Below are 12013 nucleotides of genomic sequence, written 5' to 3'. Positions count from 1 at the left end.
CCGGCGGTCACCCGTCGCGATGGATTCGCCGGAGCCGGACCCGTTCAGTCCTCCGGGCACGCCTCCGGGTCCAGGTCGGGCACGCCGGGCGTGGGCTTCTTGAGCAGGAGGGCCAGATTCCTCTGGTACATGGAATCCCACCCCGACGTGTCCTTGAGGATCTCCGCCACCGCCGAGCACACCTTCTTCTTCAGAGGCGGCGTCCCGGAGAGCATGGCCACCCCGTATTCCTCCGTGCCCTCGATCGGATCCAGCATCCGGACCTTGTCCGACTGGGCGTAGCCCGCGAGAACGGCATCGTCGGAGGCCACGGCGTAGACGTTCGTCTCGTTGCTCAGCAACTGTTCCAGGCAGTACTGGTACGTGGCCGGCAGGGACTTCATCAGGGTGAAACCGAGCGAGGGCAGGTCCTTCGCATAGGTCGAACCCTTGGCGGTGCACACCTCGACCTTCTTCGCCCTCAGATAACTGGAGTCCTTGATCTCGCCGTGTCTCACCGAGTTCTTGCGCACCAGGAACCCTCGGCCCGCGGTGTAGTAAGGGCCGACGAAATCCAACGTGGTGCTTTCCCGCATGGTGTAGGAGGCGATGACGAGATCCACGGCCTTCCTTTCCAGGTGGCTTTCCCGGTTTCCTGATGTGACCTCGACGAACTCGACGTCCCTGTCCTCGTATCCCAGCTTCCGGGCGACCGCGTAGGCCATGTCGACGTCGAGGCCCGCGTAGGTGTAGTTCCCTTCGGCGTCCTTTCCCTTCCTCTGGCTCAGCCCCGGCTGATCGGCCTTGACGCCGATCTTCAGATGGGAATGGTTCTTCTTCCACTCCGTCCACGCCTGTTCCCCGGCGTCGCCGCTCCGGCCGTCCGGGCCGACGGTGTTACCGGCCTCGTCCTTCTCGCCCGATTCAGGACCCGAGCCGACGTGGTTCGCCACCAACCAGCCGACGGTGGTCAGCAACGCCACGGCGAGAGCCGCCGCCATCGCCCTCTTCACGCCCTTCCAGGACCGGGGTCCGGAGTTCTTCTCCGGTGCGGGCGGGGGAGCGGGGACTCCCGCGAGAGCCGGAGCGGGCGCGTGCTGCGACGCGTACTCGGACGCGAGCTCCGGCCGGTTCCCCGGCGGCCGCATCGCGTCCCCGGTGGGAACGGCGTTCGACGGAGTGCTCAGCACCCCGCGCAACATGCCGTCCGCCGTGGACGTGTCCAGGCGTTCGTCGGGGTTCGCGCGCAGGAGCCCCTGGATCACCGGAGCGAGGAGCCCCGCGTGCCGCGGAGCCGGGTGCGGAGACCGCTGGATGCTCGCCTGGACCTCCCAGGGCTCCCTGCCTTCGAAGGGAAGACCGCCCTCGACCATCTCGTACAGCGTGACCCCCAGGGCCCACAGGTCCGAGGCAGGGCTGGGACCGCGGGAGAAGAGCTCGGGCGCCTGGTACGGAGGCGTGCCGATGATGCTTCCGGACCGGGTCAGCGGGGTTGCTCCCTCGAACGTCGCGATCCCGAAGTCCACCAGGATGACGTGCCCGTCCTCCCGGACCAGCACATTGCCCGGCTTCACATCGCGGTGGAGGACCGATGCGGCGTGCACCGCTCGCAACCCCTGGAGAACCTGACGGCTGATGTCCGCCGCTTTCGGTACCGCGAGCCTCCTCCGCTCGCGCAGCAGATCCGCCAAGGACCTGCCGTCGAGCAGCTTCATCACGATCCAGACCTGGTCATCGGTCTCGACCTGGTCGTGGACCGTCACCACGTTCGGGTGCTCGATCTTGGCCAGGGCCTCCGCCTCCCGGCGCGCCCGCCGCATGGCCGCAGCCTGCGAGCCGGCGGCCACCGCGTTGCGGTCGAGCAGGCCTTTTATGGCGACGAACCGGCGCAGCCGCTGGTCGTAGGCCTTCCACACCTCGCCCATGCCGCCGCTGCCGATCGGTTCCAGCAGCGCGTAGCGGCCCTCGATGACCATCTGCGGGTGATCAGGCGTTGACGAGGCTCCCTGGGACGAGGCAGCGGGCCACTGCTGAGTCGCCCCGGGGCCCGCTTGCCGAGCTGTGCCGTCCGCCCATGGACCGTCGGAGCCACCACCCGTTTCAGCCCTGTCTTCGCCTTGCATGAGCCCCCCCTCGAAACCTGGATTCGAACCACAGTAGATGCTCGGTCCGAACCGCACACAGCACGATGAGGCACGGCGCCGGCGAACAACGGACTCCGCACGGTGGTGGCCGGAAGCGCGGGCGAGAGAGGGTGAACCGTGCCGCCCCTTCTGCCGCTCCATGAAGCGCGAGACCCTCCGCAGTGAGCGACTACGGGGCGCCGCCACCCGCAGAAGGACGGTCTCCGGCCGGCCGACCCGCTGCAACGCCCGCCGCCGGCGGCTCGAACGGTCTGCTACCCGTCCCGCCAGGCACCCACGGTCCAGAAGACCGCGAAGCCCGTCCACAGGACGGCGAACGCCCAGACCGCGGGGTGGCCGCCGAACAGCGCCATGGTGCCGAGCCAGCTCACCCCGAAGGCCACGAAGAGCAAGCCGAAGTTGGGGAAGGCGAAGAGGCCGGAGAGCCGCCCGCTCAGCAACGCCCACGCACCGCCCGCCAGGAGCAGACAGCCCAGCGCGAACCACGGGAGGACCGCGTGCTGCGAAGACGGCGCGTAGGAATCGACGTGGCCGCGAACCCTCAGCTCCACGGCGTCCCCCTGCCACAGCCGGACCTCGGCGCGGTCACCCTTCCCGGCGTCGTCGTACGTCTCCGACCCGACGCCCAGCCAGGCTGCACCCCCTGGCCACTGCACCCTCAGGTCGTAGTACGTCGTACAGGTCGTACCGCCGCCCCCGCCGCCTGCGGTGGTCACCCCACCGGCCGTCACGCCGCCCATGCTGCCACCGGCGGTGTTCATACCGCCTCCGGCCGTGACGCCTCCGGTGGTGATGCCCCCTGTCGTGCCGCCGCTCGTGCCGTTGGACGTGCAGTGCTCACCCGTCCGCCGGTCGAGCACCGTGCCCGCCTCGCGCCGCACGCACGGCCCCTCGCCGTCCCCGTCTCCGCTCCGGGCCCCGCCCCGGCACACCGGTGCGTCCCGGTATTCCATGGTCGCGCCGTAGCCTTCGGCGACCTGCTGACCGCACAGGAAGGCCCCCCATCCGACCGCGAGGACGAGCAGCCCCCGTAACCAGTAGGGCAGCCGCCCGCGGTACCAACCGGTGCCGTACCCCCTGTTTCTCATCCGGCCATGATTCCCGTTCGGCCGAGCCCTCATGCGCCGGCCCCGCCACGGCGAGGGAATGACGAGCCGACCGCACATCACTCGCCCTGTCGGACGGGGCGGTCGGTCACCGCAGGATCCCGCACCCCACCCCCGGCGTCCCGGCCGCCGGAACGTGACGGAGCCCGGGAGCATGTCCAGCTCCCGGGCTCCAGCTTGCCACCCATTTGCGCACACCGGCGGCGTTTAAGAACCGCGGGTCACGTTGAGATCGGCGTGTTCTGCCTTTGAACTACAGCGCCACGGAAGAGGCGCCGAGGGGACTTGAACCCCCATCCGTCGATGTTCGCCCACGTTCGGTCGATCCGGTGTTCGGCGGCGAATACTGAGACTGGAGCGAGAATCTGAGTTTCACGGGGCCGCCTCTGCCAGGCTTGGGCCACCCCCGCACGTGGTGCGGGGGGAGGGATTCGAACCCCCGACTGACACCCCTCCATCAGCTTCGACATCAGTTTCAGCTTGCGCTCATCGCGCACCCTCCGCTCGCGACGGAGGGCGTGTGTGGGGGCTACCGGAAGAGGTAGCCGAACACCGCGTCGCCGACCCGCTGGTCGGTGACCTCGGTGCTGTTCGCCTCCTCACGGGCGAACTTGACGGCCTGCTGGAGCTTCTCGACGCGGTCGAGGAGCTCGTTGACCCGCCGGGCGGGCAGCGCGCCGGAGAACTTCACCGTGGTCCAGTAACCGACCGGAACGTCCTCGTAGTACACCTCGACCTGCGCCGGGTGCTTCTCCGTGGCCTCGGCCTTCACGTGGTTGCGCGGAACCTTCTTCGTGCGGATGGTCCGCACCGGGTCCGTCTTCCATGAGTCCGTCGAGGGGTCCAGGTTCCACGACTCGGAGGCGTCGAGCACCGGCAGCTTGCGCACGAAGGTGTGCAGGTCGGTGAGCTGCTTCTCCAGGAACAACAGGTACGGCACGGGCACCTGGGGCAGCAGCACCGTCCCGTCGACCGCCACGTCCGCGACCGCGGACCGGTTCGCCCAGTCCTTCGTCGCGGTCACGTCGAAGAGCCGCGTCAGTGTCCCGGCGGTCGCCCGCAGAACGTCCTCGGCCTTGACCTGCACCCGCGTCGACTCGGGCGGCAACTGCTCGCCCTCCTCGTCCTTGGGCTGGTAGGTCCGGGAGATCCCGGCCAGCAGGGCGGGCTTCTGCACGTCCTGGTGGGCCTGGGTGAGCTCTTGAAGAGCCTTGGACTTGACGCCCTTTTCGACTGCGATGATCTGATTCAGCTTCGGCACACGGCGAACCTAACAACTCCGCGTCGTACGCACATCCGATTAAACGCCTGTCCTGGGTCTCGACAGCGACGAGCGACCACGTACTGCTCGGCCTGCCGACGGACGCCCGGTCAGACGGTGCCGAGCGACCATCCGCAGACATCGCTGACTCGTCCGCGCCATACCGGGGAGGTGAGGGGACCGGGAACGGACATGAAAGTGACGTCCACCAGGTGCAGGAACGGGTGCAGGCCGTTCTCGGAGGCCTCGCCGTGCCGTTGTGTCGACTGGATCATCTGCGGCAGATGCGCGATCACCTCGGTCTGTCGCTGTTCGTCGGCCTGGCGCACAGTCTCTTCCCAGCGTTCCGCCCATGTCTGCGCGGCCACCAGATGGCCGGCGACGACACCGCCCCGTGTGGTCAGGCAGATCGCCATCCTGGCCGCGGGCTGTGCTTCGACCATGCGGAGCAGGATCTCCAGGTGCGTGTCGACCGCGGGGACGGGCGTCTCGTCGACGGGCTGGTGCCGGTGTTCGGTCAACACGGATTCTCCTTGCTTGCCGCATGCGGTGTCGCACAGCGGTCGACGGGTCTTCGGGCCCTTGGTGCTCGGGCCTCGCCGGTGCGTGGGCGGGGCCTTCAGTCGGCGGTGAGCATGCCTTCGCGCAGACGGTTCAAGGTGCGCGCCAGCAGCCGTGAGACCTGCATCTGCGAGCGGCCCAGCCGCTCTCCGATCTGGGCCTGGGTGAGTTCGTCGACGAACCGCCAGTGGATGATCTGCCGCGACCGCTCGTCCAGTTCCGCGATGAGGGGCGCCAGGGCGTGGAAGTCCTCGACCAGTTCCATGGCGGGGTCCTGCGCGCCGATGAAGTCCGCCAGGACCGCCTCGCCGTCCTCGTCGCCGGAGAGGGTGGCGTCCAGCGAGGCGGAGTGGTAGCCGTTGGAGGCGATCCTCGCTTCGATGACCTCCTCCTCGGACAGGTTCATCAGCTCGGCGAGTTCCCCGACCGTCGGACTGCGGTCCAGGCGGGAGCGCAGCTCCTCCGTGGCGCGGGCCAGCTCGATGCGGGCTTCCTGGAGACGACGCGGCACGTGCACGGCCCAGGAGGTGTCACGGAAGAACCGCTTGATCTCACCGACGATGTACGGAATCGCGAAGGTCGTGAACTCCACCTCGCGCGACAGCTCGAAGCGGTCGATCGCCTTGATCAGACCGATCGTGCCGACCTGGACGATGTCCTCCATCTCGTCGGCCCCACGGCTGCGGAACCGGCCTGCCGCGTAACGGACGAGAGAAGCGTTCATCTCGATCAACGTGTTCCGCGCGTACTGGTGCTCGGGCGTGCCCTCTTCCAGCACCGCCAGCCGCTCCAGGAACCGCTTCGACAGCGAGCGCGCGTCCTTCGGCGCCACCTTCGCCGGATCGGGCACCACCGGCAGCTCGACGTCCCGAACCCTCGTGCCGGTCTCCGCCACCGTCATCATGCTCTCCGCCCCCTGCCGAACTCGCCGACCCTCGCCCTCGGGGGCGACGAGCCCCGCTTACCCCGGACAGCGCCGAGCATGCACATGAAGCGCGCACTCCATGAGCGGACGAGCGATTCCTGAGGACTGGACTCCACATCGGCCCCTGCCGCGCACGAACCCGGTCGGGACGGTGTACGGCGCGCCTTCACCGTCCCGAGCCCGTACCCGGCGATGAGTCCGGGACGGTCGCGGAGTCTCTTCTCCCAGCCACCCGTGGCCGGCGGAACGAGAGAAGACCATGAACATGAAGAGGAAGATCCCGAAGAGGTACGTCTGGGCGATGGTCCATGCCGAACGCGCCGCGCTGATCGACGATCTCGCAGTCCTCGGCGACGCGCAGTGGCGGACGGCGTCCCTCTGCGAGGGATGGACGGTCCACGACGTGGCCGCCCACCTCGTCGACAACGCCAGGACGACCCGCCTGGGCTTCCTGAAGGATCTCGCGCGGGCGGGGTTCGACTTCGACCGCCACAACGCGGCGGGCGTCGAACGCGGGCGCGGGACGACCCCGGAAGAGACGCTGCGCCGTCTGGAGCGGGCGGCGTCGCGCACCTCGGGCCCGCCCGGCCCCCTCGACAGCCGTCTGGTGGAGGAGATCGTCCACGGCGAGGACATCCGCGGGCCGCTGGGGCTCGCCCGCGCCTACCCGCACGAGGCCGTCGTGCGGGCGCTCCGGCTCCAGGCCCGTACCCCCGCCGCGTTCGGCGGCGCCCGGGAGCTGCTGACCGGGGTGCGGCTCACCGCGACGGACACCGGATTCACGGCCGGCACCGGCCCGGCCGTGACGGGCCCCGCGCTCCGTCTGCTCCTGGCCGTCAGCGGCCGCCGAACCGCCCTGGCCGACCTCACCGGCCCCGGACTGCGGGCCCTGGCCTGAAGCCGACCGACCCGGCGGAAACAAAACGGGACGGTCGGCATCTGCCCCCGGGCCGTCACGGCCCGCGACGGGACACCGGTGATCACGTCCGACCCCGAGGACGGCCCCGCGCACGGGCCCCCTCGGAAGAGAGCCGGGGCACTCCCGAGGCCCGGACGCGCCGGTCGTGCTCCTTTTGTGCGTCCACGCGCCCCCCCGCACGGGCATGGTCCGCCGCTTCGGGCGGCTCCACCATGGGCGCGTGAGCCGGGACGCGGTCGATGCCGCGTGCCGGACGAGGACGGGCAGCGATGCCGTACATCACGGGGGACGTACGGGACGACGCCGGCCGGTGACCAGGTGCTCGTCGGGTCCGGGCCGCCCGCCCGCACGGCCTGCTCGCCCACCTCGGTGGCGAGACCGCGCTCCGGATGCGCGCCCCCGGTCGCGCAGTCTCCCGCTTTCGCCCGGTGCCGGCGGACGAAGTGGAACGCCCGCTGTCAGGTGACGGGCCGCACCGGGCACCCGGAGGGCCCGGCCTTCTCCGGCTGCCCGCTCCGACTGTCCGCGCTGCTCCGTCCCGCGCCCCCGCGGGTGAACTTCCTCCCCTCCCCACCGGGCTGCGTCCGCAGCCCGCGCTCCTCGGCTTGGACGGGGCCGGGCAGTGAGCCGTCTACGTCGGCCCGGTACGCGGAGTCGCGCCGACAGGTGTCGACCCCTTCGCCCGACGCCTTCACCGACGCCGGGAACACCTTTCCCGCCACTGCGCCGTCCTCGTCGGTCCCGTGCTCGAACTGCCCGGGGGCGCGACGCCGACGGACACGCCACCGGTTCCGCGCACCCGGCAGAGGGGGAGGCCTGACGCCGGACCCGGAGCTCAGGCCGCCGCGGCGCGGAACGCGCGGGGACTCACGCCTCTGTGGCGTTTGAACGCGGCGCTGAACCCGAAGGCGTCGGCGTAGCCGACCGACCTTCCGACCTGGGCGATGCTGAGGTCGGTGCCGGTCAGGAGCGCCTCGGCCTCGTCCATGCGGCACCGGGTGAGGTAGGCGAGGGGTGGCTGGCCCATCAGCGTGGTGAAACGCTTGGCGAACAGAGCCCTGGACACACCGGCCCGGGCGGCCAGTGACGCCACCGTCCACGTTTCGGCGGGTCGGTCGTGGAAGGCCCGGAGGGCGGGGGAGAGGACCGGGTCGGCCAGCCCCCGGTACCAGCCGGGGGCGCCGTCCCCGGCCCGGTCGAACCAACTGCGCAGCGTGCACACCAGCGCCCAGTCCAGGAGCCGGTCCATCAGCGCCTGCGAACCCGCCGGGAGACGGGCGGCGTCGGCGGCGGCCGTCTCCAGCCAGGCACAGACCTCGGCGTCCTCCCGGACGACCAGGACGGGCGGCAGGGAATGCAGGAGCCGCTCGTGGCGGTGGCCCGAGGCGCGGTAGGCACCCACGACCAACGCGGTCGCCTCCGCCGAGTCGGCACCCCAGTGGATACCGCCGAGGTCCTGGCCGGAGCACTCGGCGTCCGTGCCGAAGCAGGCGATCTCGTACGCGGCGTGGGGGCCGTGGACGGTGGCGGGACGGTCCGCGAGGTGGAACGGCGCGGTCCCGCTCACGACGGCCGTGTCGCCCGCGCCGATCACCCGCTCGGCGCCGTCGGACAGCACCAGGGTGCCCCCGCCGCGCAGCACGCTGATCATGGTGAGCGGAGCGTCGTCGGCGAAGCGGATGGCCCAGGGCGCCGTCAGTACGGCGTGGCTGACGGCCGAGCCCTCGGCCCGGATGCCGCTCAGCAGCGAACTCAAAGGATCCACACAGGACACCGTAGACGATCTCCTATGTTCCGGAGCGTTCCTCCCATGGATCATCCACACCGCCACGGCTGTACTGGACTCACCGAATCGACCGAGACCAGCCGGGAGACACCGTGCCGCAGCAGGACAGCCGTACCAGGACAGCCCTCGTGGTCGTCGCACACCACCGTGCCGACTCCCTCACCGCGCACACGGCCCGCCGTGCCGCCACCCGGCTCGAAGCCGCCGGATACCGCATCGACGTGCTCGACCTGCACGCCGAGGGCTTCGACCCCCGGATGAACAGCTCGGACCAGCCGGACTGGGGCAACAGGGACAAGCCGTACTCGGACGAGGTGCGCGCCCACATGCGGCGCCTCCTCGACGCCGACGTCGTCGTCGCCGTCTTCCCGGTGTACTGGCAGAGCGTGCCCGCCATCCTCAAGGGCTGGATCGACCGCGTGTGGAACTACGGGTTCGCCTACGGCCGCAGCGAGCCCCGTCTCGCCGGCAAGCGCATCCTCTGGCTGGGCCTGGCCGGCGCGACCAGTGACGATCCCCTGGTGAAGGGGATGCGGACCGTCCTCGAGAACAGTCTGAACGAAGGCATCGCCTACTACTGCGGCTTCTCCCACTCCACCGTCGGCCTGCTCACCGACGCGGAGGAGCGCCCGCAGAGCGTCGACGCCGAGGGCAACCTCCTGGTCGGCGAAGCGGTCGCGGGCGCCGATCGTGAGGCGCAGTACGCCGATCTCGACCGGCGTGCCCAGGAGTTCCTCACATCGATCACCTCACGGTGATTCCGCCACCGACACCCGTTGTCGGCGGGATCCTGACGGCGTGCCCTTCGGCCCTCCGCACGTCGTTCCTCCTTTGACGCGGCCGTAGTCGGCCGAGATCCGACGCGTGCGGGCTGCCGAGCCGTTCGGCCGGGCACGGCAGAAGCCCCTCGGTGCGGAGGGGCTTCTCGACTCGCCAGGGAGCCGGTCAGTCGCCGGTCGCGGCGTTCCAGGGCTCGGCATGGAGGGTGCGCGTGTCCACCCGAGCGGTCTCCACCGTCTGACCGATGTCGAGAAGAGCGGAGTTGAGGACCTTGCGGCCCTCGTTCACCGCGCCGGCCTGATCGTCTGCTTCGACGAGGAGGTTGAAGGTGTGGATTCCGTCGGTGCCGCGCCGGTAGAACTCGAACTGTCCCACCTGCGGGGCGAACGTACTGCCGGCCGGGGCGTACTTCCCGAGGGCCTCGCTGAGGTCGCTGATGAAGTTGCTGTCCGGCTCCTCTTCGAAACCGACCGGGATGGTGACGAGGTAAGTGCTCATCGCCTCAACCTAGCCCGGCGAAGAGGCCGGTGTCGGCCAGACGTCGCATCGGCCTCGCCGAAGTGGCCGTCGGTGCTTCGCGATCGTCATCGGCGGAGTGCTGCGGGTTCGGTGGAGCAGGGCCGTGACCAGGGCGCCGAGGAAGAGGGGACCGGCGACCCCGGCGAACGCGTCATCCGGATCGAAACGGACCGGACGGCTTACCTCTCGGCGACGACCTCTCACGCCATCCGCTGCGATCGTGGCCCCGCCGAGGCACTGGTCATCCCGAACGCCGGCGGCGAACGCGGCCACCTCGGCGCCCGAGGGGCCTGCCGCCGGTCGTCTACGCCGGTTCGCCGATACCGGGAAGAACGCCCCGGTCCGTCAGCAGGGACCGCACGACGACGTGGAGCAGACGATCGGCGCGGGACGCGAGCGCGGGCTGGTCACCGGTCCACGCCAACATGGCGATCAGGGCGAAGAGGTCCTCGCCGTCGAGGTCGTCACGGGCCGCTCCCGCCTCCTGCGCGCGGAGGAGAAGCCCGGCCCCGGCCGCGCGCAGGGCGACGCACGAGGTGTGCAGCGCGGAGTCGGGGTCCTCGATGGCGGCCGCCATCAACACGGTCACACCCCGGTACTCGGTCGTCCACGCGACGCACTCGCGCACCCATGTCACGAGCGCGTCGGCGGGTGCCCGGGACGCCGCTGAATCGTGTGCGCGGGCGGTCAGCTCCTCGAAGCTCTCGCGCAGCAGCGCCTCCATGAGGGCCTCGCGCGTGGGGAAGTGCCGGAGCAACGTCGCCAGACCGACCCCGGCCCTGCGTGCGACGTCCCGCATCGACACGTCGATGCCGTGCTCGACGACGGCGGGACGCGCGACGGTGAGCAGGTGATCCCGATTCCTCCGGGCGTCGGCACGCACCGCACCCCTCCTTGCCGAACGATTCAGTGATCCATATATTCGGATCACTGAACCACTTACCTGGTTCAGTGATCCGGATAAGCGTAACCGCGCTGTGAGCGGAGGACGACGATGACTCCCACCAGGATGAATGCGATCCGGCTGCATGCGTTCGGTGGCCCGCATGTGCTGCGGTACGAGGAGGTCCCCGTCCCCGTACCGGCACCGGGCGAGGTGCTGGTACGCGTGGCGGCGGCGGGCCTCAACCCGCCCGACTGGTACGTGCGCGAGGGCATGCCCGGCGTTCCCGACGCGTTCAGACCCTCCTTCGACCTGCCGCTGATCCCGGGGACGGACGTCTCGGGAGTCGTGGAAGCCGTCGCCGACGGCGTCCGGGCGTTCGCGCCCGGGGACGAGGTGATGGGCCTGCTGCGCTTCCCCGACCTGATGCAGAGCGGCACGTACGCCGAGTACGTCACCGCACCGGCCGGCGACCTCGCGCTCAAGCCGGCCGGCGTGGACCACGTCCACGCCGCCGCACTGCCGATGTCGGGCCTGACGGCCTGGCAGTACCTGATCGACGTCGGTCACGACCACCCGTCCCCGTTCCAGGACGCCGGGCACCGGCCCGTAGGCCTCGACGGCACGACCGTGCTCGTCAACGGCGCCGGCGGCGGAGTCGGCCACCTCGCCCTGCAACTGGCCGCCTGGAAGGGAGCCCGCACCATCGCCGTCGCCTCCGGCGTCCACGAGCGGTTCCTGCGCGACCTGGGGGCCGACGTGTACATCGACTACACCAAGCGGCGTCCCGAGGACGTCGTCCGGGACGTGGACGTGGTGCTGGACGCGGTCGGAGGGCCCACGAGCCGCCGCCTCCTCCCCACCCTCAAGCGCGGCGGGTCACTGTTCCCGGTGTACGTCGGGGAGTTCGACGAGGAGGAGAACGCACGGCTCGGCATCACCGTCACCGGGACCCAGGTGCGGGCCAACGGGGCCCAACTGGCGGAACTGGCCGCCCTGGTGGACACCGGCGTTCTTCGCGTGGCCGTGGACAGCGTCCACCCGCTCGCGCAGGCCCGCGCGGCGCACGAACGGGCCGCCGAGGGGCACCTCCAGGGCAAGATCGTCCTGACGATCGCCTGAACGGGTCGGGAGCGACCGCCCTGCCGCC

General features: G+C 70.5%; 11 protein-coding genes. 3 read left to right on the top strand and 8 right to left on the bottom strand.

The window, feature by feature from the left end; translation table 11 throughout:
- Positions 1-44 precede the first annotated feature (44 nt).
- The 5 genes from ACFYNX_RS10830 to ACFYNX_RS10810 all read right to left on the bottom strand — a co-directional run bounded on the left by ACFYNX_RS10830 (position 45) and on the right by ACFYNX_RS10810 (position 5952).
- Positions 45-2159: a serine/threonine-protein kinase gene (locus ACFYNX_RS10830; protein ID WP_388659970.1), complete on the bottom strand. Its 2115-nt coding sequence runs from the start codon at positions 2157-2159 to the stop codon at positions 45-47.
- Between the two features lie 218 nt (positions 2160-2377).
- On the bottom strand, positions 2378-3211 hold the full coding sequence (locus tag ACFYNX_RS10825; RefSeq protein WP_388659967.1) for a hypothetical protein: 834 nt from the start codon (positions 3209-3211) through the stop codon (positions 2378-2380).
- A gap of 547 nt (positions 3212-3758) precedes the next feature.
- Positions 3759-4490: a hypothetical protein gene (locus tag ACFYNX_RS10820; RefSeq protein ID WP_388659964.1), complete on the bottom strand. Its 732-nt coding sequence runs from the start codon at positions 4488-4490 to the stop codon at positions 3759-3761.
- Between the two features lie 110 nt (positions 4491-4600).
- Entirely contained in the window at positions 4601-5014 is a 414-nt protein-coding gene (locus ACFYNX_RS10815; RefSeq protein WP_388659961.1) for a hypothetical protein, read from the bottom strand.
- A 95-nt stretch (positions 5015-5109) separates the two neighbouring features.
- On the bottom strand, positions 5110-5952 hold the full coding sequence (locus ACFYNX_RS10810; RefSeq protein WP_388661511.1) for an RNA polymerase sigma factor SigF: 843 nt from the start codon (positions 5950-5952) through the stop codon (positions 5110-5112).
- A 283-nt stretch (positions 5953-6235) separates the two neighbouring features.
- On the opposite strand from ACFYNX_RS10810, the gene ACFYNX_RS10805 reads away from it, so the two are divergent.
- On the top strand, positions 6236-6874 hold the full coding sequence (locus ACFYNX_RS10805) for a maleylpyruvate isomerase family mycothiol-dependent enzyme (RefSeq protein ID WP_388659958.1): 639 nt from the start codon (positions 6236-6238) through the stop codon (positions 6872-6874).
- Between the two features lie 856 nt (positions 6875-7730).
- Here ACFYNX_RS10805 and ACFYNX_RS10800 read toward each other — a convergent pair.
- The gene (locus tag ACFYNX_RS10800; protein ID WP_388659955.1) at positions 7731-8669 is read right to left on the bottom strand and encodes an AraC family transcriptional regulator; all 939 of its coding nucleotides are present in this window, start codon (positions 8667-8669) and stop codon (positions 7731-7733) included.
- 104 nt (positions 8670-8773) lie between these two features.
- Between ACFYNX_RS10800 and ACFYNX_RS10795 the strand changes: the two genes are divergently transcribed.
- The gene (locus tag ACFYNX_RS10795) at positions 8774-9439 is read left to right on the top strand and encodes an NAD(P)H oxidoreductase (protein WP_388659951.1); all 666 of its coding nucleotides are present in this window, start codon (positions 8774-8776) and stop codon (positions 9437-9439) included.
- A 187-nt stretch (positions 9440-9626) separates the two neighbouring features.
- Here the strand turns inward: ACFYNX_RS10795 and ACFYNX_RS10790 are convergent, their stop codons facing one another.
- A complete protein-coding gene (locus ACFYNX_RS10790) occupies positions 9627-9959 on the bottom strand; it encodes a hypothetical protein (RefSeq protein WP_365542021.1) in 333 nt (110 codons plus the stop codon).
- A gap of 325 nt (positions 9960-10284) precedes the next feature.
- Positions 10285-10863: a TetR/AcrR family transcriptional regulator gene (locus ACFYNX_RS10785; protein ID WP_388659948.1), complete on the bottom strand. Its 579-nt coding sequence runs from the start codon at positions 10861-10863 to the stop codon at positions 10285-10287.
- Positions 10864-10989: 126 nt separating this feature from the next.
- Between ACFYNX_RS10785 and ACFYNX_RS10780 the strand changes: the two genes are divergently transcribed.
- A complete protein-coding gene (locus ACFYNX_RS10780) occupies positions 10990-11985 on the top strand; it encodes an NADP-dependent oxidoreductase (RefSeq protein ID WP_388661508.1) in 996 nt (331 codons plus the stop codon).
- Positions 11986-12013 lie beyond the last annotated feature (28 nt).

It is taken from the genome of Streptomyces sp. NPDC007872, from assembly GCF_042868165.1.
Classification (GTDB): Bacteria; Actinomycetota; Actinomycetes; order Streptomycetales; family Streptomycetaceae; genus Streptomyces.
The sequence above is the reverse complement of the archived record's forward strand: the minus strand, read 5'-3'. Positions and strand labels throughout refer to the sequence as shown.